This window comes from Flavobacterium sp. RNTU_13, from assembly GCF_046614455.1.
GTDB lineage: Bacteria > Bacteroidota > Bacteroidia > Flavobacteriales > Flavobacteriaceae > Flavobacterium.
The window spans coordinates 114,214-133,657 of sequence record NZ_JBKJHB010000002.1 but is presented as its reverse complement, the minus strand read 5'-3'; the positions used below and the strand labels follow the sequence as shown (position 1 = coordinate 133,657).

Below are 19,444 nucleotides of genomic sequence, written 5' to 3'. Positions count from 1 at the left end.
CTACTTCTCCCCATCAAACATACTGCTGATTACCGTACGCAGCCCCATAAACATAAGCCACATACCCACCAGGCAGGTAATGGCACCTAAGCCAAAAACCGGTATAAACAATGGGTGATCCTGGTTTTTAAACGATGAGTGCATAACCACAGGGCCTATGCCAAAAAGCGGCAGCGCACCAAAAAGGTACTTAAGGCCGCGCATTAAAACTTTTTTATCTGTTGCCATACGCTTCTATAGCTTTACGCACGTTTTTATGTTGTTCTAAAAGGGTTTCGGCTTCGGTTTGGCTTATGCCCAGCTCGTCTATAATCATACCCACGGCACGGCCTACCAGCTTGTGGTTGCTCAGCTGCATATCTACCATTTTGTTCCCTTTTACCTTACCCAGCTGAATCATGGTAGCGGTACTAATCATGTTCAGCACCAGCTTTTGGGCGGTACCGGCTTTCATGCGACTGCTACCGGTTACAAATTCCGGCCCCACCACTACCTCAATAGGGAATTTCGCAGTTTGTGCCAATGGGCTACCCACATTGCAGGTAATACAACCGGTAGGGATGTTAAGCGCATTACACTTCTCTAACCCGCCAATAACATACGGCGTAGTACCGGAAGCAGCTATACCTACCACCACGTCATTCTCATTAATATTGTAAGCAGAAAGGTCGGCCCACGCGGCTTCGCGGTCGTCTTCGGCAAACTCCACGGCGCGGCGTATGGCGGTATCGCCACCGGCTATAAGCCCTATAACCAAATCAAACGGCACACCAAAGGTAGGCGGGCACTCGCTGGCATCTACAATACCCAAACGTCCGCTGGTACCGGCGCCTATATAAAACAGGCGGCCTCCCTTTTTTAGTTGGGCTACCACAGTAGTTACCAGTGCCTCTATCTGCGGAAGCGCCTTTTCCACCGCAAGGGGTACGGTTTTGTCTTCGTTGTTTATATTGGCCAGCAGATCGGCTACGGGCATTTTTTCAAGATGCTCGTATTTGCTGCTTTGTTCGGTAGTACGGATGAATGACATCGTAGAGAATTTTATACGGTAAAGTTACAGATAATACGCCAACACCACACCCAGCCCTATGCTTAATAGTTTGGCAAGGTTAAACTTATGGTCTTCGCCGCTTTCAAAAATAATGGTGCTGGAAATGTGGAACAGTATACCCACCACTACTGCCGATATATAAGGGTAATATTCTTCGGCTATGGTAAGTTGCCCCGAAAGCAGAGTGCCCAGCGGTGTCATGGCTGCAAACGCAACCATAAACAACAACACCGGTACTTTTTTCATGCCCGAATTTATAAAGAAAGCGGTAAGTATAATGGCTATAGGGAAATGGTGTATGCCTATGCCCCAAGCCATATCCGGATGATGGCTTACCGGCATACCTTCCAGCAGCGCATGGATGCAAAGGCTTATAAACAGCAGCCACGGCATGCCGTGATGGTGGCCGTGATTGTGCACATGCCCGTGCTCTGCCCCTTGCGAAAAATACTCCAGTATAATCTGGAAAATAATACCTGCCATAATAAAGATGCCTATGGTGTGCCCGGCACCGTGATCGTGGCCGTGCTCATGGGCCTCGTGCCCCCCGGCATGCAGGGTAGCCTCATATACTTCGGGCAGCAGGTGCAGTACCGTAAGCGAAAGCAAAAACGCGCCGCTAAAGGCAAGCAGCAGCTTCAGGCTTTTTTTATTGCTGGGCTTAAGCAAAAGTGCAGCGCCTATCCCGGCCAGTACCGATACAAACGGAACTATATATACTATCATTTGGTTTACTTAAAAATCATTATAAGCCTGTCCGACTCGTTTTTGTAGTATTTGCGCAGGCGGTAATCGCCAAAGGTTTCCAGCAGGTAAATGCCCGCTTCGTCCATCATTTGCTCAAAATCTTCAAGGGTAAGGGCTTTTACCCTTTCTGTAAAATGGAAGTCTTTACCCTTATCGGTAAATTTAATATCTTTTATAATATGGTTGTCTTCTACACAGCGGTGTATATGAAAATCAATCCCGTCTACCGTTTTTACTTCATGCGGCACCAAATGCTCTATAACCTTATGCACGTTCATAAAATCGATCACGGCAAAACCATATTCCGTAAGGCTTTGGCAAATGGCTTTTAGGGTAGTTATGTTATCCTGGTCGTTATCAAAATATCCAAAACTGGTAAACAGGTTAAAAATGGCATCGTACTGCGTAGGGAACGGCTCGCGCATATCGTGCTCCATAAAGTGCAGCGTGTCATTTTCGTATTTTTTAGCCTCGCTGATGCTGTTTGCACTAAGGTCGGCTCCCGTTACATTGTATCCCAGCTTATTCAAGTAAACCGAATGCCTACCCTTGCCGCAGGCCAAATCCAGGATTTTAGCATCATCGGGCAGGTTAAGGTAAGCGGTAAGGTTGTCCATAAACAACTGCGCCTCTTCGTAATCGCGGTCTTTATATAGTATGTGGTAATAAGGTGTGTCAAACCAGGATGCGTACCAACAAGCGTTGTTTTCCGGCTGTTCCATAGTAGGTATAGGGTTGCGGTGTTTTTCTTAAAATTTCAGGGGTACAAAGTTAGCATATATTGTGCTAACTGCATACAGGTTTTAGGTTTAGTTTAGCTAAAGCCTGTGGCGGTTTAGGCAGTTATAGTTTGAAATGGCAACAAAATGCGTACTTTTGCAGCAGATAAATCCGCCCGATGGAAAATTTTAAAATGGTGGCCAAAACGCTTTTTGGCCTTGAAGAAGTATTAGCCAAAGAACTGCAACAACTTGGCGCACAGCAGGTAGAACCCGGCGTGCGTATGGTAAGTTTTGTAGGCGATAAAGGTTTTATGTACAAGGCAAACCTGGCGCTGCGCACGGCCCTTAAAATACTAAAACCCATACATAGCTTTAGGGCCTGGAACGACAGGGCACTGTACAGCGGCATACAAAGCATAGACTGGAGCAAGTACCTTACCGTAAACCAAACGTTTGTGGTAGACGTTACCCTTAGCGGAGAGCAGTTTACACACTCTCAGTTTGTAGCCCTTAAAACCAAAGACGCTATTGTAGACCAGTTTAGGGACAAGTACGGAAAACGCCCCGATATAGATAAACTACACCCGGATTTACGCATAAACATACATATTTTTAACGATCAATGCAGCGTGGCCCTGGATACCAGCGGCAACTCCCTGCACCACCGCGGTTACCGCAGTGCCACAAACATAGCCCCAATAAATGAGGTGCTTGCTGCAGGCATGCTGCTGCTTAGCGGATGGGATGGTTCCACCCATTTCCTGGACCCTATGTGTGGTAGCGGTACCCTACTTGCCGAAGCCGCCATGATAGCCTGTAACATTCCGGCAAATATAAACCGCAAGGAATTTGCGTTTGAAAAATGGCAGGACTGGGATAACGATCTTTTTGATACGGTTACTAACTCGCTGATGAATAAAACGCGGGAGTTTCATTATACCATAAAAGGCTATGACAAAGCCCCTTCGGCAGTGATGAAAGCCAAAGACAATATTAAAAATGCTAACCTGGAAGACTACGTAACCATAAGCCAGGAAAACTTTTTTGATACCAACAAAGCTACCGAAGGCCCGCTACACATGGTGTTTAACCCCCCGTACGGCGAACGCCTGGACATTAACCTGGAGCGTTTTTACCGAGAAATAGGCGACACCTTAAAACAGGGCTACCCGAACACCAACGCCTGGTTTATAACCGGTAACCTGGAAGCGCTGAAATTTGTAGGGCTAAAACCATCTCGCAAGATAAAGCTGTTTAACGGTAAGCTGGAAGCACGCCTTGTAAAATACGAAATGTACGAAGGCAGCAAGAGGGCGAAGTTTCAGCAGGATTAGCGCATAGTCTCAGTGACTGCAGAAAATATAAAAACCCCATTTGTAATATATCCGCTACAAATGGGGTTTTTATATTAAATCGCTATCCTTTTCAACAACATTTTTTATAAACCAACCAGGCACTTCATCAAAAGTAGATACATCTACACCCTCTGTAATTTCAGCAAAAAACAAAGCGGCCTGACCAGAATTATCCCAAAGATATGCACGGTTACTCAACTTGATTGCACCTTTTAACTGTTGCAAACTCTTATAGTATCTGTCTTTTACTTTCTTATTACTTACATTGTGTCCTTTTTGGGTTACCCTTATACTAACGCGGTTAACATTAATATCAGGATCTTCCGTTGCTATATAATATAAATACACCCGATACCCAAGATTTTTGGCAGCGTCGAGAAAGTCTAATTTATTTGAGTGACTCATAACTGTTTCATAAGTTAACGATATACCGTTAACCAGAAGTTGTTGCCTAATAAATTCAGCGATATCAGCAGCCAGGTAAGAATCTACAGTACAGGATACTTTTAACCGATTATCTAAAATGATGAGCTTAGACCATAAATCAGGTTCACCTCGCATTACCGGAGAAAACGTACTTTTCCTGAAAAAATCAGCAATCGAGTTTTGTGAAATATCAAGGTGGTAATCGTTAAAAGAAATCCCTCCCTTTTCACGAAGTTCTCTTTCAATATCATCAGCATTAACATAAACGCCAAAACTAATCTCATTTCGTAGCTGATTTACAATTGTTGTTTTTCCGGAACCATTAGGCCCTGCAAAAACCCTGAGCCTTTTTACAGCCATCTACTTAGCGCAGTTTAAATTGCGATGGCATAGTTATTTTGGGCTTTTCAATTTTCCTTAAAAAACGTCTTTGCCCATCCGGAGAAATTTCGTACAAATTTCCTTCCTCTTCAAGTATAAGCGGTACATTTGATTTTTTTGCTTCTTCATTGGCACGAAACGTCGCCAAAATAGCCGCTCCGGCAAGCGCACCTAATGTAGCTCCCTCCCTTTTGTCTTTAGACAATAAAGCCCCTAACGCAGCGCCAACAACACCGCCCGTTATAAGGTTTTCCAGTATTTTATCGTCCTGTTCCATAGGTACTAAGTTATAACATTTTTACCTAATTGCAATTTAAATACATCAATGTTTAACACATCAAAAAAATCAGGCCGCCTGCTCCCCAGCAGACGGCCTCCCAATCTAAACCCTAAAAATTATAACTAAACCTGTATTACCCCCAGGTTAAAAGGCTTTTCTATAGGCGCATGGTTTGCTGCCTCTATCCCCATAGATATCCACGTGCGGGTATCGGCAGGGTCTATAATGCCATCGGTCCATAGGCGCGCCGCCGCGTAATACGGCGATACCTGGGCATCATATTTTGCTTTAATCTTATCAAACAATTCGGCTTCCTTTTCTGGTGTCAGCTCCTCTCCCCTTGCTTTAAGCGAACTGGCTTCTATCTGCAACAGTACCTTAGCTGCCTGAGCACCACCCATAACGGCAAGCTCTGCGCTTGGCCAGGCCGCAATAAGCCTTGGATCATAGGCTTTGCCACACATGGCATAGTTACCCGCTCCGTAGCTGTTACCCACCACTATGGTAAACTTAGGTACTACCGAATTACTCACGGCATTTACCATCTTGGCACCGTCTTTTATAATGCCGCCGTGCTCACTTTTACTACCCACCATAAAACCGGTAACATCTTGCAGAAACACTAACGGAATTTTCTTTTGGTTACAATTGGCTATAAATCGCGTAGCCTTATCGGCACTATCAGAATAAATTACACCGCCAAATTGCATTTCGCCTTTTTTGCTTTTAACCACCTTACGCTGGTTCGCCACAATACCTACAGCCCAACCATCTATGCGGGCGTACCCGGTAATAATGGTTTGCCCGTAGCCGGCCTTATATTCATCAAACTCTGATTTATCTACCAGGCGTTTTATAATCTCCATCATGTCATACTGCTCTGTACGGGTGCGAGGCAGTGTGCCATAAAGTTCGTTTATGTCTAACGATGGTTTTTCTGCCTTAACGCGGTTAAAGCCCGCAGGCGTATAATCGCCCATTTTGCCTACAACGCTTTTTATACGATCCAGCGCATCTTTATCGTCTTTGGCTTTATAATCTGTAACCCCCGATATTTCGCAATGCGTAGTGGCACCGCCCAGGGTTTCGTTATCTATGCTCTCCCCTATGGCAGCTTTTACCAGGTAACTGCCTGCTAAAAATATACTGCCTGTTTTATCTACTATCAGCGCTTCATCGCTCATTATAGGCAGGTAGGCTCCACCGGCTACGCAACTGCCCATAACGGCAGCAATCTGGGTAATGCCCATACTGCTCATAATGGCGTTGTTACGAAAAATGCGACCGAAATGCTCTTTATCAGGAAAAATTTCATCCTGCATTGGCAGGTATACACCCGCGCTGTCTACAAGGTATATAATAGGAAGCTTGTTTTCTATGGCTATTTCCTGCGCACGAAGGTTCTTTTTACCCGTTATAGGGAACCACGCGCCCGCCTTTACCGTAGCATCATTAGCTACCACTATGCACTGGCGGCCCTGTATGTAACCTATTTTAACCACTACGCCGCCGCTGGGGCATCCGCCGTGCTCTGTGTACATACCGTCTCCGGCAAGTGCGCCTATTTCTATACTTTTACTATTTTTGTCTAAAAGGTACTCAATGCGCTCACGGGCAGTCATTTTACCTTCAGCATGTAGTTTTTCAATACGCTTTTCGCCGCCGCCAAGGTATACTTTGTTAAGTTTTTGCCTTAAATCAGATAGCAAAAGCCTGTTATGGTCTTCGTTTTTATTGAAGTTTAAATCCATAAAATTCTACTATTTTTAAAAACACATAATTTTTACAGCACTAAAATACGAATTTGTTTTTATTACTCTAATATTTTTTAATATTTTTCAAAAACAAAGACTTAACCTGTTGTTAACATTGGTAACGTTAGGTTGAATGTGTGTTAATAATTCCTTAACATTAGGTTCATACATTTGCCTCATAAAATTTAAACGTAAATGTCTCTAAACAACATTTTCCAGTTTCTTGTACCGAAGGATAAGAAATTTTTCCCGCTTTTTGAGCAGGCAACACAAAACCTTGTTCTACTTGCACAAACCCTGCACGAAGCCGTAAATGCTCCTAAGCCGGAAAGGGAAGCCTACTTTAAGAAAATTGAAGAGCTTGAAGCGGTAATAGAGCAGGTTACACACAACACCAACCTGGAGCTGAGCCGTAACTTTATTACGCCTTTTGACCGCGAAGACATACACGCCCTTATAAGCGCCATAGATAACGTAGCCGGATACCTTTACGGGGCATCGAACCGTATGAAACTGTACCAGGTAGAAAAAATATCTAAAAGTATAAGGAAAATGACCGAAATAACACTGGAAGGCACTCAGCTTATACAGATTGCGGTTAGCGACCTTAAAGACATGAAAAAACTACACAACATAGCAGATGTGTGTAAAAAGCTTTACAAACTTGAAGCCAAGAGCGACAGCGTATTTGACAAAGCGGTAGCTGATATCTTTGAAAACGAAACTGATGTAAAAAACATCATTAAGTACAAAGAAGTACTTTCGGCACTGGAAACTGCTGCAGACAAATGTAAAGGCGTGGCAAACGTGCTGGAATCTATAGCTGTAAAGCACTCTTAAAACACACAACCCAGTTTAGCTATGTTTACATTACTTATTGTAATTATAATACTTGCCCTTGGTTTTGACTACATAAATGGTTTTCACGATGCGGCAAACTCTATCGCTACCATAGTAGCCACAAAGGTGCTTACACCTTTTCAGGCAGTGCTTTGGGCGGCGTTTTTTAACTTCCTTGCCTACTGGGTATTTGGGTTTGGTGTAGCCGATACGGTAGCCAAAACCGCCCACACAGGAAGTATAAACCTTACGGTAATCCTTGCGGGTATTATTGCCGCAATTATATGGAACCTGTTTACCTGGTGGAAAGGTATACCTTCATCTTCATCGCACACCCTTATAGGTGGTTTTGCAGGTGCGGCACTGGCACACGGATTTTCGGGTAACGTTACAGATCCTGAACACTATGGCTGGAAGATAGTAAGCTGGTACAAAGCCCCTAAGGCAGGCGAATTACTGCCAAGCGGTGTACTTATTATCATTGCGTTTATTGCCCTTGCCCCTATTGTGGGTATGATCATTTCATACCTTATTTCGGTATGGATGATGCATTCATCGCGTAAAGCCATTGCCCCTAAAATTTTTACCGTAGCACTTATGTTAATCGTATTTGCATTCCTGGCTTCGGTTTGGGAAGGGTACGACCACATAAAGAAACCACGTTTTGAAAGCCATTTTTGGTCTGTAGTACTAGAACCGGCTAATATAAAGTGGTTACTGGTAGCCATAATTTTTTACAGCCTTGCCATATTTAACCTGTTTTTCAGTTCGTTTTCTGCTGCTAAAGCCGAAACCATACTTAAGAGAATGCAGCTGCTTTCATCGGCATCGTTTAGCTTAGGCCACGGTGGCAACGACTCTCAAAAGGTTATGGGTATTATAGCGGCAGCTGTAGCGGTTTACTTAAACACGCTGCACGAAAACGTAAGCAATATGCCTGAGTGGCTAAGGATGGTGTTGCCAAACGAAGAACTGGGTATTAAAAGCCAAATGCCAGAGTGGATTCCGCTGGCATGTTACACTGTAATAGGACTGGGTACGCTAAGCGGCGGATGGAAAATTGTAAAAACAATGGGTTCTAAAATTACCAAAGTAAATGCCTTTGAAGGTGTTGTAGCCGAATCGGCAGGTGCGCTTACCCTGTTTTCTACAGAACACTTTAAAATCCCGGTATCTACAACACACACCATTACAGGTTCTATTATAGGTGTGGGTGTTACAAAAAGGGTATCGGCAGTGCGCTGGGGTGTTACCATAAACCTGCTGTATGCATGGGTACTTACCATACCGGTATCTGCAGTAGTAGCGGCACTAACCTACTACCTGCTGGCACTGTTTATAAAATAAAAAACATCAGGAAACTATACATAAAAACAGAGGGCGCTATAATAGTGCCCTCTGTTTTTATACTATAACCCCAGCAGTTTCTTTGCTTTTTCTAAATCCTCCGGGGTATCTATGCCTACACCTACGTGGGAGGTTTCTACCATGCGTATGCGCTTGCCATACTCTAAGTACCTCAGCTGTTCCAGCTTTTCGCTGGCCTCCAGTTTTTGCATGGGCAATTTATAAAAATCTATTAGCGCATGCTTTCGGAACGCATAAATACCTATGTGCTTAAAGTAACGCACCCCTGCCTCCTTATCCCTTGGGTACGGAATTACCGAACGCGAAAAATACAGCGCAAAGCCTTTTTGGTCTACAATAACCTTTACATTATTTGGGTTTTCTATCTCATCCCAGTCGGTTATCTGGTACATTACCGAGGCGAGGTCTACCTCATGGGCAAGGTCTGCCTTAAACACCTCCAGCACATCGGCAAGCGGCTCTTTATTTATAAAAGGTTCGTCGCCCTGCACGTTTACCACTATGTCTACATCCATGTGTTCTACGGCTTCGGCTATACGGTCGCTGCCGCTTTCGTGCTCCTTAATGCTCATAATGGCCTTGCCGCCGTTAGCGGTTATCTCATTATATATAAGGTCGGAATCGGTTACTACAAACACATCATGGAACAGGCCGGTGTTAAGCGCTGCTTCATACGTACGGGTAATAACGGTTTTGCCACCCAAATCCTGCATTAGCTTGGCATGGAAACGGGTACTGGCGTATCGTGCGGGGATTACGGCTATTATTTTCAATTTTTTCTATTTGTATTTCTTATATTTTCAACATAATTACTGTATGGCTTGAACGACGGATGATTATCAATCTCTAATTTAGCTTTTTCAAGTATTTTCTTCGGAGCATCAATCTTATGATTAAAAACTTCTATCCCTGTAATAGTTTGCTTTCCTTTATACTGAGTCTTTCTATGACTAATCTTAAATCCTCCTTCTTCAACAATCTTTAAAATATGGCTTAATAGACTGGAAAAGTCTTGTTGAGATGAAAATGTTAAATCATCTACAAACCTCGTGTAAGTTATCCCGTGATGATTACATAATTCTATTAATCGAATATCCGTTTTTAAAAAGACTAAGTTTGCAATGTGAGTACTTGTCGGAGTTCCTTGTGGTAATTCATACTTCCAAGTAGACAATTTAGTAAGTAATCTCGAAAAGTGTGTTGAATAGCCAAAATCAATAAAAGTATCATAAACTTTCTTTGAACTTATATTTGGAAAAAAAGTTTGTAAATCAGTAGTAAAAATATATTTTTTCCCTTGATGTGGTTTAGCATTTGTAATATTGCTACGCTTTTTTATTCCACCATGAACATTATCAGGTAGCGGAATAGGAGCCAAAATCTTGTTCTTTATCCTTGATTGAATAATCTTTAGCTTGCCTTGTGAAGGTCTAATAATTCTTTCCTTTATTGTCCCATCCAGATAAGTTTTAGGCAGCCCTGTTTTCTTATCAATTTTCTTTTCGACCCATTCATTGTAATATAATTCAATATTACTAATAATGCTCTCTACTTCTGCGCCTTTAAAGCCTACAATCGCATAAAACTTTTTTGTTTCATATTTTTTGTACGATGTTGAACTCATAAAGAAGTGTCTTTAATAATGGATTTAGAGCTTTAAATGCATCTCTTTTATTTTCTTGAATATCATCTTCTGTCAAAGACAAGAAAAATAAAATTGGTAATGGAACATCCAATTTTTCACTAATAGCCTTCAGTACTGATAGTTTTGGATCTTTGCTATTAGTTTCAATCTGTGACAAATATGTCTGAGTAATACCGCAAGAAGAAGCAAACTCATTTTGAGTGAGCTTCTTTTGCTTTCTAATATCTTTTATAATATTTCCTAAATTCATGGCTTAAAGAAAAAATTTAAGGAGTGTTCGGATAATTTCATCAGGCTACTTTTTCGTAAAGAACAGGACAACTAAATTTAAAACTTGGGTAATTTCTTCCCTTATTTGACCATTAGTTTTACCTTTTTTCTTTCTTAAACTATTAAGCCTCACTAATGCTTCAGCTAATAAAGCTGAATCGGTTTCCGAAAGAGAACATTGGCTCTCTGAGATGGCATTAATACAATTGATTACACCATCGATGCTTTGATTTTGTTTTAATCTAGACATGTTACTTAAGTTTTAAAGACAACGTAATTGTTGTCCTGCTTTTGCAACAATCACGTTGTAAAAAGTAATATGTTAAAAATGATGTCTTTAACCTAAGTGCGTATACAATGTTCTCACGCACTCACTTAAAATTTCCTGCTTCTTAAATTAAAGCATAAATGACTTAAATAATCAATTTCTGAATCGACTTAAAATAGCTTAATTATTTGAGTAATTAACTCAACTTAATGCTAAATAAAGATCAGTGCTGCGCATAGGCGAAGCGAGATAGAAAGAGTTGTTGTGTGTCAATTACCCATACGGGTTGTCTTTTCAGACGGTCAGGTGAACTCCACTTAGATTCAAGACTCAAAGCATCTTTTCAAAGAACTACACTGCAAATATACATAAAAAATATTACTACTGGTTAATATTTTTAAAAAAATTAATCCTCCTCAAAAAACTCATCCTTAAAACCTATCAGGTACACCTTGTCACGGCTACGGGTTATGGCGGTGTATAGCCAGCGTACATAATCGCGGTCTATGCCATCGGGCAGGTAAGGCTGCTCTACAAATACGGTGTTCCACTGCCCACCCTGGCTTTTATGGCAGGTAATGGCGTAGCTAAACTTTACCTGCAGGGCATTAAAATGCGGGTTGGCTTTTATCTTTAAAAAGCGCTGGTACTGCGGTTCGTCCTGATAATCTTCCTGCACTTGCTGGTACAATCGGTTAGACTCCTCATACGTAAGCGAAGGCGCCTCGCTGTACAGGGTATCCAGCAGCAGCACGGTTTCCAGTGGCAGGTGGTTGGGGTAATCTACCAGGCGCACCTTAACGCGTGCAAACTTAAAGCCGTAGAGTTCCTCTATCCTAAAGATTTCCAGGATTTCTATAATGTCGCCATTGGCTATAAAACCCGCTTCGCTCTTTTCATCGAGCCAAAAGTAATTGTTCTTTACCACCATAAGGAAATCCCCTGCCGAAAGTTCGCTTTCCCTATCCAGTATACGCGCGCGAATTTGCTGGTTGTAGGCATTGGCACGCTTATTACTGCGCACTATAAAGGCGGTATCTTCTATGCTGTAGTTGCTGTACGCGGTATGTATGGCATCCTGAATATCATAACCATCGGTAAGGCGTATAATATCTTTAAACCCACGCAACTTAAACCGGAACTCATCAAAAAAATCCTCTTTAAGCAACTCCCTCAGTTGAGTGGCGTTGTATAAAATTCCTGATTTTTCGGCCTGTCGCATAACCTCGTCAAGCTCTATGTGCTGCACTTCCTTAAAATACGCCTGCCCCAGTACGCGCTCGTCCAGCGCCGGGCTAAGGTCAGAATTTACAGGGGGAAGCTGAGCGGTATCGCCCACCAGTATCATACGGCAGTTTTGGCCGCTGTACACGTAGCTCATAAGGTCATCGAGCAGCGAACCGTTTGCATACATGCTGCTATCTGTTGGTGCGTCAGAGATCATAGAGGCTTCGTCTACTATAAATATGGTGTCTTTGTATTTGTTTTGCTGCATTACAAACCCCACCTGGCCGCCACTGTTCTTTTTAGGGAAGTAAATACGCTTGTGTATGGTAAAGGCGGGTTTTTCGGCATAGCCAGATATTACCTTTGCCGCCCTGCCCGTGGGTGCCAGCAGCACGTACTTTTTACCGGCGGCACGCAGGTTGTTTACCAGCGTGGCTATAATGGTGGTTTTACCCGTACCGGCATATCCTTTCAGCAAAAAAACATCGTCTCGGTTACCGTTTACCACAAACCAGGCCACCTGTTGTAAAAAGGTGTTTTGCTTTTCGGTAGGTATAAACGGAAAGTTGTCGTGCAGTACGCGGTAAAACTGTACAGGGGTCATTATGGTAACGAATTGTTATTTTTTGCCTCCCAAAGATAACATCATTTTACCCAACCCACAGGCTGAACCAAAAAAGAATGTAAATTTGCAGCAGCACACCATATCTTATGAACCATTCCATAACAGGCAAAAACTATAAAAAGCTCGTAATGCAGGCAGCAGCTACGGGCGTGTCTTTTTGTGTGCTCGATACGCTGAATAACGAAATTAAACAGATTAGCCACGTACCGTTTAACAAAACCACGCCGCTGGAAGATGAGCTGTGGCGTATGTTTGTACAGTACCCTGAACTGCGTATGGGGTTTGACGAAGCTGTAGTGCTGCACGATAATGCTTTTAACGCTTTTGTACCCACTGCCCTGTTTGACGAAGATTTTGCCGGCAGCTACCTGCAATACAATACCCGCGTGTTTGATGGCGACGTGTATGCCTGGGATGCCGTAGGAAGCTACGACATTACAAATGTGTATGTGCCGTTAATGAACATAAACAATTACCTTATAGACCGCCTGGGTAGTTTTGACTACCGCAATGCCAACAGTGTTTTGGTAGAAAAACTGCTGGATGATTCTAAAAACGCGTTTGAAAAACAGGTGTTTATACACGTAAAAGACACCCATTTTGAAATCGTGGTTACAAACGGCCCTAAACTGCTGCTGTTTAACTCGTTTGAGTACGCACTGCCCGAAGACTTTTTGTACTACGTATTATTTACCCTGGAACAACTGGAGCTAAACCCCGAAACGGTAAAGGTATGGATGCTGGGCAGCATAGACACCCAGAGCCCGCTATACGCTTTGGCCTACACCTACATACGCCACGTAGCATTGTATGATGCTGCACCGCTGGCGGCTAAATGGCAAACCTCGCACGAAAATGCTTTAACCAACTTTATTTTACTACACACATGAGGATAATTTCCGGCAAATTTAAAGGGCACCGTATTTCTGCGCCAAATAACCTGCCCGTAAGGCCTACTACAGATATGAGCAAAGAATCGTTGTTTAACATACTAAACAACCGCTTTGACTTTGAAGGGCTTAAAATACTGGACCTTTTTAGTGGTACGGGTAACCTGAGTTACGAATTTGGGTCGCGCGGAGCCGGGCCCATTACATCTGTAGATGCTGATTTTGGGTGTGTGCGCTTTATAAAGAAAACCGCAGCCGAGTTTGACCTGCCTATTACCGTAATAAAAAGTGATGTTTATAAATTTTTAGAAGGACATAAGGCGGTATACGATATTATAGTGGCCGACCCTCCGTATAACTTTAGCCAGGAGCAGTTTGAAGAAGTGGTAAGGCTGGTGTTTGAAAACGAATTGCTAAACGAAGACGGCATGATGATTATAGAGCACAGCAAGTATACCCGCATGCAGCACCTTATGAATTTTTCGTTTGAGAAAAAGTACGGCGGCAGCATTTTCAGCTTTTTTGAATTTGACAAAGATGAAAGCGAAGAACCGCTGGGCTATGATATAGACAGCGAAGACGACGAGATATAACTCAAGGCCCTTTTATGAGGGCTTTTTTTATCCAATATTTTGCTAAGTTTGAAAAAATAACGAAAAAAAATGGATTCAGGAATTAAGACATGGAAAGAGTTATTTGAAATTGTTTGTGGCTTGGTTACAATTTTCTCTTTACTTGGAATTTGGTATTCTTACACATTTTCGAAAAAACAAATTCATTTTTCCACAATTAATAAATGTATTAATGACTTTCGAGATTTAATTAGAAATATAGATTTAAATACTGAAAAAGCAGGATTTCAATATATAGATTTGGTTAATGAAGAGTTTTTTTATTTGGAAAAAGGTTATTTACCATTGGAAATTTCGATTGAATGGATTGATGGTATGATAGACCATCTACCTTTTATTACTGTAGATGGAACGTTTAGAGGAAATAATAAAATAAGATATTTTGAAACTGAACTAAGTACAAATGTACTTATGTATGAATACCCAAGAGTATATAAAACAATTAAATTAACGGAATTGATAGATTTTGAAAAAATATATCTGATTCCAGTAAGTGACGAGAATTTAAAAATGAGACGGCTTGAAAGAAATAAGCTAATTCTTTTTATGATTTCTAATTTGGATTTATCGAAATCTAAAAAAAGACGAGCTCGAAAAATTTTGAGAAAAATCTAGAAAAAAATCCTCTGCACAGGCAGAGGATTTCTTTTATAATCGGCTTTTTGAATGATTTTGGTGCTAAAAAGAAAATGTATATTACCGTTAAGGCATTATACAATTTCTGCGCTCAGGCCGGCTTCCAGCAGCTGTGTACACTGTGGTATAAGCTCGTTAAACACGCCTGTTTTTACCGTACACTTACCATTATAGTGTACAATAAGCGAACATTGTTCGGCTTGCAGAGGAGTATGGTCGCATACGCGTACCAAGGTTTCAATTACGTGGTCAAAAGTGTTTACATCATCATTATACAACACTATTTCGTTATTGTCTGCTACAAGTTCCTCTACCAGTAAATCTTCTAAAACTTTTTCCTTCGTGCTCATATACAATCAATTAAAAAATAGGAAGTGCTAATTTATATATTTTAGCGCTACCCAGTTATTTTTCTGATGCTTTTTTATTAACGTAAGTCCCTTAGCGCTACAGCTTTCGTCTATAGCCGGAATATCTTCTTCATAAAACCCACTTAGCAGCAATGTGCCACCGGGGTTAAGGCAGTCTGCATACACCTGCATATCGTTTAGCAAAATGTTACGGTTTATGTTGGCTATAATAACATCATACGTACGGCCGGGCAGTAATGATGCATCACCCTCATAAACACTAATATGCTTACAGTTGTTACGCTCTGCATTTTCTATAGAATTAAGGTAGCACCAGTTGTCTATGTCTATAGCATCAATAGGCTGGGCGCCTTTCATTTCGGCAAGAATAGCCAGGATGGCAGTACCGCAACCCATATCGAGCGTTTTTTTACCGGCCACATCAGTTTCTAACAGGTGTTGGATAACCATAAACGTAGTTTCGTGATGCCCTGTACCAAAACTCATTTTTGGTTCAATAACTATATCATATTGCACCTCTTTGTACTCATGGAACGGCGCACGTACACGGCAGGTATTATCTACTTCAATAGGTTCAAAATTCTTTTCCCACTCCTCGTTCCAGTTTACCTGCTCTATTTCCTCAAAGGTATAGGTAATATTAAACTCGCCTGATTGAAGTATGTACACATCAGCCAACACATCTTCCGTCCAGAATTGTTTCTGGATGTAAGCGCTAAGCCCTGTTTCGGTTTCCTCAAAGCTTTCAAACGGCAGTTCGCCCAGTTCGGCTATAAGTATTTCGGTAGCGGGTTCTTTCGGTTCTATGGTAAAGTGGTATCCTATGTAAGCTAATTCGGCCATTGTGTAAAATTTGGCACAAAGGTAGTATTAATGTGATAATGTATCAATTAATTGATGTAGCAATTTACGTACTCTAATAATTGGTACATTGATATATTGACAAATTGTCACATCAATTAATTGATGTAGCAGTTTACGTACTCTAATAATTGACACATTGATATATTGACAAATTGTTACATCAATTAATTGATACATTAGTAAATTGATACACTGTTACATTAAAGTATTACCTTTGCAGCTTATAATGAATGATTAATGATTGAAATAGGAAAACACAATGCCCTTACCATAGCGCGTGGCACCAGCGTAGGCCTTTACCTTACTGATGGCACTACCGACGTACTGTTACCAAACAAGTACGTACCTGCCGAATGGAATGAGGGGGACGAAATGACCGTATTTGTATACCTTGACCAGGAGGAACGCCCTGTGGCCACCACGCTTGAGCCCCTTGTTAAACTAAACGGCTTTGCACTGCTGCGTGTAAGCTTTATTAATAAGTTTGGTGCATTTGTAGGCATAGGACTGGAAAAGGATTTGTTTGTACCCTTCCGCGAGCAGGCAAGGCCAATGGAGGTAGGCAAACGCTATTTGGTACACATGTACCTGGACGAAAAGAGCAACCGACTTGCAGGCAGTAGCAAACTGAGTCAGTTTTTAGACAACGAAAACCTTACGGTAACCGAGGGCGAGGAAGTAGACATTATAGTATCGCATTTTACAGACTTGGGTATAAACGTGATTATAAACAACAAGCACCGAGGATTATTGTATAAAAATGACGTTTACGATGATATTAGGTTAGGAGAAAAACTTGTGGGTTATATAAAAACCATACGCCCTGATAATAAGATAGACGTTAGCCTTCAAAAACCGGGTATAGAAAGTATAGAACCCAATGCCGAAAAGATACTGGACGAACTACGTGCCAGCCGAGGATTCTTACGCCTGCACGACGACAGTCACCCGGAAGATATTAAAACCGTACTGAAAATGAGCAAAAAGGCATTTAAAAAAGCCATTGGATCATTGTATAAACAAAGACTTATCGATATTAAAGAAGATGGTATTTATTTGGTACAATCCTAATTAGGATAATAATTTTATAAATACACAATCTTTACCGATATTTGCTAGGATTAACACGAAACGACAATGATGAATAAAAATACAGTACTGGGATGGGCTACACTCATCATGGTGCTTATGGGAATTCTATTGATTTGCCTTGGTGCATTTCGGTACGATGATATTGCCGGCTATGGTTTTGCAGCCGTAGGCGTAGGATTTTTTGCCATAGCATGGGTTTTTAATGCTTTAAAGGGGCGCGTTTAGAGCCTGAGTAAGCAACCTTAAACTTGAAACTTTAAACAAATAGAACATTAACAATGTCTGACGATAAGAAAGTAATATTTTCGATGTCCCGCGTCAACAAGACGTATCAGGGAGCACAAAAACCGGTACTTAAGGATATTTACCTGAGCTTCTTTTACGGGGCAAAAATAGGTATCCTTGGTCTTAACGGTTCGGGTAAATCAACACTATTAAAAATTATAGCCGGTGTAGACAAGAGTTACCAGGGCGATGTGGTGTTTTCACCGGGCTACACAGTAGGTTACCTGGAGCAGGAACCACAGCTTGATGAAACCAAAACGGTTATAGAAATTGTACGCGAAGGCGTAGCCGAAACGGTAGCCATACTTGAGGAATTTAACAATATTAACGACCAGTTTATGTTGCCTGAAGTATATGAGGATGCCGATAAAATGCAAAAACTGATGGACCGCCAGGCCGACCTTCAGGATAAAATAGACGCTGCCGGCGCATGGGAACTGGACACCAAGCTTGAAATAGCTATGGACGCCCTGCGCACGCCTGAGGCAGACACTCCTATCAGCGTACTTTCGGGTGGTGAAAAACGCCGTGTGGCACTATGCCGCCTGTTACTGCAACAACCGGACGTACTACTGCTTGATGAGCCTACCAACCACCTTGATGCCGAAAGCGTATTGTGGTTAGAGCAACACCTTCAGCAGTATGCAGGTACGGTTATCGCGGTAACGCACGACCGTTATTTCCTTGACAATGTAGCGGGCTGGATTCTTGAACTAGACCGTGGCGAGGGTATTCCGTGGAAAGGAAACTATTCGTCTTGGCTGGATCAAAAAGCAAAACGCCTGGAGCAGGAAGAAAAAACAGCTTCAAAACGCCGTAAAACCCTTGAGCGCGAGCTCGACTGGGTACGCCAGGGTGCTAAAGGCCGCCAGACCAAACAAAAAGCACGTTTACAAAACTACGACAAGCTACTTAACGAAGACCAGAAAGAACTTGACGAAAAACTGGAGCTTTACATACCTAACGGACCAAGGCTTGGTACTAACGTTATAGAGGCTAAGAGTGTAGCAAAAGGATTTGGCGACAGGCTACTGTATGAAAACCTTAACTTTACGCTTCCGCAGGCGGGTATTGTAGGTATCATCGGGCCAAATGGTGCCGGTAAAACCACCATTTTCCGTATGATAATGGGCGAACAACAACCCGATAAAGGTGAGTTTGTAGTAGGCGAAACGGTAAAAATAGCTTACGTAGACCAAAGCCATGCTAACATAGACCCTAACAAATCGATCTGGGAAAACTTCTGCGACGGTCAGGAACTTATTATGATGGGCGGACGCCAGGTAAACAGCCGCGCCTACCTAAGCCGTTTTAACTTTAGCGGAAGCGACCAGAACAAAAAGGTGAGCACGCTATCGGGCGGTGAACGAAACAGGCTTCACCTTGCTATGACCCTTAAGGAAGAAGGTAACGTTCTACTACTGGATGAGCCTACTAACGACCTTGACGTAAACACGCTTCGTGCGCTGGAGGAAGGTCTTGATAACTTTGCAGGTTGTGCAGTAATCATTAGCCACGACCGCTGGTTCCTGGACAGGGTTTGTACACACATCCTTGCATTTGAAGGTGACTCGGAAGTGTATTTCTTTGAAGGCAGCTTCTCTGAATATGAAGAAAACCGCAGGAAACGCCTTGGCGGCGATTTAACTCCTAAGCGTATTAAATACAAAAAACTGATAAGAGGATAGTTGAGTCGAAGTCGAAAGCTTTAAAGT

Annotated in this window: 23 protein-coding genes; 9 read left to right on the top strand and 14 right to left on the bottom strand. The window is 42.1% G+C overall.

The window, feature by feature from the left end:
• Genes ACLI08_RS05615 through ACLI08_RS05600 form a run of 4 tightly spaced genes read right to left on the bottom strand, consistent with a single transcriptional unit; the run spans position 1 to position 2,520 of the window.
• Positions 1–228 (bottom strand): DUF6095 family protein, encoded by a 228-nt coding sequence (locus ACLI08_RS05615; RefSeq protein ID WP_411427485.1) that lies wholly within the window; start codon positions 226–228, stop codon positions 1–3.
• Positions 215–1,030 carry an N-acetylmuramic acid 6-phosphate etherase gene (gene murQ, locus ACLI08_RS05610; protein ID WP_411427484.1) on the bottom strand — a complete coding sequence of 272 codons (816 nt, stop codon included), beginning with the start codon at positions 1,028–1,030 and terminating at the stop codon, positions 215–217. Before murQ ends, ACLI08_RS05615 begins: the two co-directional genes overlap by 14 nt.
• Positions 1,031–1,054: 24 nt before the next feature.
• Positions 1,055–1,774 (bottom strand): ZIP family metal transporter, encoded by a 720-nt coding sequence (locus ACLI08_RS05605; RefSeq protein ID WP_411428006.1) that lies wholly within the window; start codon positions 1,772–1,774, stop codon positions 1,055–1,057.
• Between the two features lie 8 nt (positions 1,775–1,782).
• Positions 1,783–2,520, bottom strand: coding sequence for a class I SAM-dependent DNA methyltransferase (locus tag ACLI08_RS05600; protein ID WP_411427483.1), 738 nt, complete (start codon positions 2,518–2,520; stop codon positions 1,783–1,785).
• A 176-nt stretch (positions 2,521–2,696) separates the two neighbouring features.
• Between ACLI08_RS05600 and ACLI08_RS05595 the strand changes: the two genes are divergently transcribed.
• Entirely contained in the window at positions 2,697–3,854 is a 1,158-nt protein-coding gene (locus tag ACLI08_RS05595) for a THUMP domain-containing class I SAM-dependent RNA methyltransferase (RefSeq protein WP_411427482.1), read from the top strand.
• 69 nt (positions 3,855–3,923) lie between these two features.
• Here the strand turns inward: ACLI08_RS05595 and ACLI08_RS05590 are convergent, their stop codons facing one another.
• From ACLI08_RS05590 to ACLI08_RS05580, 3 genes are all read right to left on the bottom strand, one after another.
• On the bottom strand, positions 3,924–4,661 hold the full coding sequence (locus ACLI08_RS05590; protein WP_411427481.1) for a zeta toxin family protein: 738 nt from the start codon (positions 4,659–4,661) through the stop codon (positions 3,924–3,926).
• A 4-nt stretch (positions 4,662–4,665) separates the two neighbouring features.
• Positions 4,666–4,959, bottom strand: coding sequence for a glycine zipper 2TM domain-containing protein (locus ACLI08_RS05585; RefSeq protein ID WP_411427480.1), 294 nt, complete (start codon positions 4,957–4,959; stop codon positions 4,666–4,668).
• Between the two features lie 125 nt (positions 4,960–5,084).
• Positions 5,085–6,713 carry an acyl-CoA carboxylase subunit beta gene (locus ACLI08_RS05580; RefSeq protein WP_411427479.1) on the bottom strand — a complete coding sequence of 543 codons (1,629 nt, stop codon included), beginning with the start codon at positions 6,711–6,713 and terminating at the stop codon, positions 5,085–5,087.
• Between the two features lie 198 nt (positions 6,714–6,911).
• Here ACLI08_RS05580 and ACLI08_RS05575 point away from each other — a divergent pair, with 198 nt between their 5' ends.
• The gene (locus tag ACLI08_RS05575) at positions 6,912–7,556 is read left to right on the top strand and encodes a DUF47 domain-containing protein (protein ID WP_411427478.1); all 645 of its coding nucleotides are present in this window, start codon (positions 6,912–6,914) and stop codon (positions 7,554–7,556) included.
• Positions 7,557–7,577: 21 nt separating this feature from the next.
• The gene (locus tag ACLI08_RS05570; RefSeq protein WP_411427477.1) at positions 7,578–8,903 is read left to right on the top strand and encodes an anion permease; all 1,326 of its coding nucleotides are present in this window, start codon (positions 7,578–7,580) and stop codon (positions 8,901–8,903) included.
• A gap of 62 nt (positions 8,904–8,965) precedes the next feature.
• On the opposite strand, the gene kdsB is transcribed toward ACLI08_RS05570, so the two are convergent.
• The 5 genes from kdsB to ACLI08_RS05545 form a co-directional block, all read right to left on the bottom strand.
• Positions 8,966–9,697 (bottom strand): 3-deoxy-manno-octulosonate cytidylyltransferase, encoded by a 732-nt coding sequence (kdsB, locus tag ACLI08_RS05565; RefSeq protein ID WP_411427476.1) that lies wholly within the window; start codon positions 9,695–9,697, stop codon positions 8,966–8,968.
• Positions 9,694–10,548: a reverse transcriptase family protein gene (locus ACLI08_RS05560; protein ID WP_411427475.1), complete on the bottom strand. Its 855-nt coding sequence runs from the start codon at positions 10,546–10,548 to the stop codon at positions 9,694–9,696. Before ACLI08_RS05560 ends, kdsB begins: the two co-directional genes overlap by 4 nt.
• Positions 10,520–10,819, bottom strand: coding sequence for a helix-turn-helix domain-containing protein (locus ACLI08_RS05555; RefSeq protein ID WP_411427474.1), 300 nt, complete (start codon positions 10,817–10,819; stop codon positions 10,520–10,522). Before ACLI08_RS05555 ends, ACLI08_RS05560 begins: the two co-directional genes overlap by 29 nt.
• Before the next feature lie 45 nt (positions 10,820–10,864).
• Positions 10,865–11,089, bottom strand: a complete 225-nt coding sequence (locus ACLI08_RS05550) for a hypothetical protein (RefSeq protein ID WP_411427473.1) — start codon at positions 11,087–11,089, stop codon at positions 10,865–10,867.
• A 424-nt stretch (positions 11,090–11,513) separates the two neighbouring features.
• Positions 11,514–12,938, bottom strand: coding sequence for an ATP-dependent RecD-like DNA helicase (locus ACLI08_RS05545; protein WP_411427472.1), 1,425 nt, complete (start codon positions 12,936–12,938; stop codon positions 11,514–11,516).
• Between the two features lie 107 nt (positions 12,939–13,045).
• Here ACLI08_RS05545 and ACLI08_RS05540 point away from each other — a divergent pair, with 107 nt between their 5' ends.
• From ACLI08_RS05540 to ACLI08_RS05530, 3 genes are all read left to right on the top strand, one after another.
• Positions 13,046–13,849 (top strand): DUF3822 family protein, encoded by an 804-nt coding sequence (locus ACLI08_RS05540; protein WP_411427471.1) that lies wholly within the window; start codon positions 13,046–13,048, stop codon positions 13,847–13,849.
• Entirely contained in the window at positions 13,846–14,442 is a 597-nt protein-coding gene (locus tag ACLI08_RS05535) for an RsmD family RNA methyltransferase (RefSeq protein WP_411427470.1), read from the top strand. Before ACLI08_RS05540 ends, ACLI08_RS05535 begins: the two co-directional genes overlap by 4 nt.
• Before the next feature lie 69 nt (positions 14,443–14,511).
• Entirely contained in the window at positions 14,512–15,096 is a 585-nt protein-coding gene (locus ACLI08_RS05530; protein ID WP_411427469.1) for a hypothetical protein, read from the top strand.
• Between the two features lie 95 nt (positions 15,097–15,191).
• Here the strand turns inward: ACLI08_RS05530 and ACLI08_RS05525 are convergent, their stop codons facing one another.
• Both ACLI08_RS05525 and prmA read right to left on the bottom strand, forming a co-directional pair.
• Entirely contained in the window at positions 15,192–15,467 is a 276-nt protein-coding gene (locus tag ACLI08_RS05525) for an ATP-dependent Clp protease adaptor ClpS (protein ID WP_411427468.1), read from the bottom strand.
• A gap of 27 nt (positions 15,468–15,494) precedes the next feature.
• Positions 15,495–16,331 (bottom strand): 50S ribosomal protein L11 methyltransferase, encoded by an 837-nt coding sequence (gene prmA, locus ACLI08_RS05520; RefSeq protein ID WP_411427467.1) that lies wholly within the window; start codon positions 16,329–16,331, stop codon positions 15,495–15,497.
• Positions 16,332–16,589: 258 nt separating this feature from the next.
• Between prmA and ACLI08_RS05515 the strand changes: the two genes are divergently transcribed.
• From ACLI08_RS05515 to ettA, 3 genes are all read left to right on the top strand, one after another.
• Positions 16,590–17,423 carry a S1 RNA-binding domain-containing protein gene (locus tag ACLI08_RS05515; protein ID WP_411427466.1) on the top strand — a complete coding sequence of 278 codons (834 nt, stop codon included), beginning with the start codon at positions 16,590–16,592 and terminating at the stop codon, positions 17,421–17,423.
• A 69-nt stretch (positions 17,424–17,492) separates the two neighbouring features.
• The gene (locus ACLI08_RS05510; RefSeq protein ID WP_411428005.1) at positions 17,493–17,669 is read left to right on the top strand and encodes a CAL67264 family membrane protein; all 177 of its coding nucleotides are present in this window, start codon (positions 17,493–17,495) and stop codon (positions 17,667–17,669) included.
• A 53-nt stretch (positions 17,670–17,722) separates the two neighbouring features.
• Positions 17,723–19,417: an energy-dependent translational throttle protein EttA gene (ettA, locus tag ACLI08_RS05505; protein WP_411427465.1), complete on the top strand. Its 1,695-nt coding sequence runs from the start codon at positions 17,723–17,725 to the stop codon at positions 19,415–19,417.
• Positions 19,418–19,444: the final 27 nt, after the last annotated feature.

Coding starts and splice junctions, on each gene's coding strand:
- ACLI08_RS05615 (WP_411427485.1), bottom strand. CDS start 228: ATGGCAACAGATAAAAAAGTTTTAATGCGCGGCCTTAAGTACCTTTTT.
- murQ (WP_411427484.1), bottom strand. CDS start 1,030: ATGTCATTCATCCGTACTACCGAACAAAGCAGCAAATACGAGCATCTT.
- ACLI08_RS05600 (WP_411427483.1), bottom strand. CDS start 2,520: ATGGAACAGCCGGAAAACAACGCTTGTTGGTACGCATCCTGGTTTGAC.
- ACLI08_RS05595 (WP_411427482.1), top strand. CDS start 2,697: ATGGAAAATTTTAAAATGGTGGCCAAAACGCTTTTTGGCCTTGAAGAA.
- ACLI08_RS05590 (WP_411427481.1), bottom strand. CDS start 4,661: ATGGCTGTAAAAAGGCTCAGGGTTTTTGCAGGGCCTAATGGTTCCGGA.
- ACLI08_RS05585 (WP_411427480.1), bottom strand. CDS start 4,959: ATGGAACAGGACGATAAAATACTGGAAAACCTTATAACGGGCGGTGTT.
- ACLI08_RS05580 (WP_411427479.1), bottom strand. CDS start 6,713: ATGGATTTAAACTTCAATAAAAACGAAGACCATAACAGGCTTTTGCTA.
- ACLI08_RS05575 (WP_411427478.1), top strand. CDS start 6,912: ATGTCTCTAAACAACATTTTCCAGTTTCTTGTACCGAAGGATAAGAAA.
- ACLI08_RS05570 (WP_411427477.1), top strand. CDS start 7,578: ATGTTTACATTACTTATTGTAATTATAATACTTGCCCTTGGTTTTGAC.
- ACLI08_RS05560 (WP_411427475.1), bottom strand. CDS start 10,548: ATGAGTTCAACATCGTACAAAAAATATGAAACAAAAAAGTTTTATGCG.
- ACLI08_RS05555 (WP_411427474.1), bottom strand. CDS start 10,819: ATGAATTTAGGAAATATTATAAAAGATATTAGAAAGCAAAAGAAGCTC.
- ACLI08_RS05550 (WP_411427473.1), bottom strand. CDS start 11,089: ATGTCTAGATTAAAACAAAATCAAAGCATCGATGGTGTAATCAATTGT.
- ACLI08_RS05545 (WP_411427472.1), bottom strand. CDS start 12,938: ATGACCCCTGTACAGTTTTACCGCGTACTGCACGACAACTTTCCGTTT.
- ACLI08_RS05540 (WP_411427471.1), top strand. CDS start 13,046: ATGAACCATTCCATAACAGGCAAAAACTATAAAAAGCTCGTAATGCAG.
- ACLI08_RS05535 (WP_411427470.1), top strand. CDS start 13,846: ATGAGGATAATTTCCGGCAAATTTAAAGGGCACCGTATTTCTGCGCCA.
- ACLI08_RS05530 (WP_411427469.1), top strand. CDS start 14,512: ATGGATTCAGGAATTAAGACATGGAAAGAGTTATTTGAAATTGTTTGT.
- ACLI08_RS05525 (WP_411427468.1), bottom strand. CDS start 15,467: ATGAGCACGAAGGAAAAAGTTTTAGAAGATTTACTGGTAGAGGAACTT.
- prmA (WP_411427467.1), bottom strand. CDS start 16,331: ATGGCCGAATTAGCTTACATAGGATACCACTTTACCATAGAACCGAAA.
- ACLI08_RS05515 (WP_411427466.1), top strand. CDS start 16,590: ATGATTGAAATAGGAAAACACAATGCCCTTACCATAGCGCGTGGCACC.
- ACLI08_RS05510 (WP_411428005.1), top strand. CDS start 17,493: ATGAATAAAAATACAGTACTGGGATGGGCTACACTCATCATGGTGCTT.
- ettA (WP_411427465.1), top strand. CDS start 17,723: ATGTCTGACGATAAGAAAGTAATATTTTCGATGTCCCGCGTCAACAAG.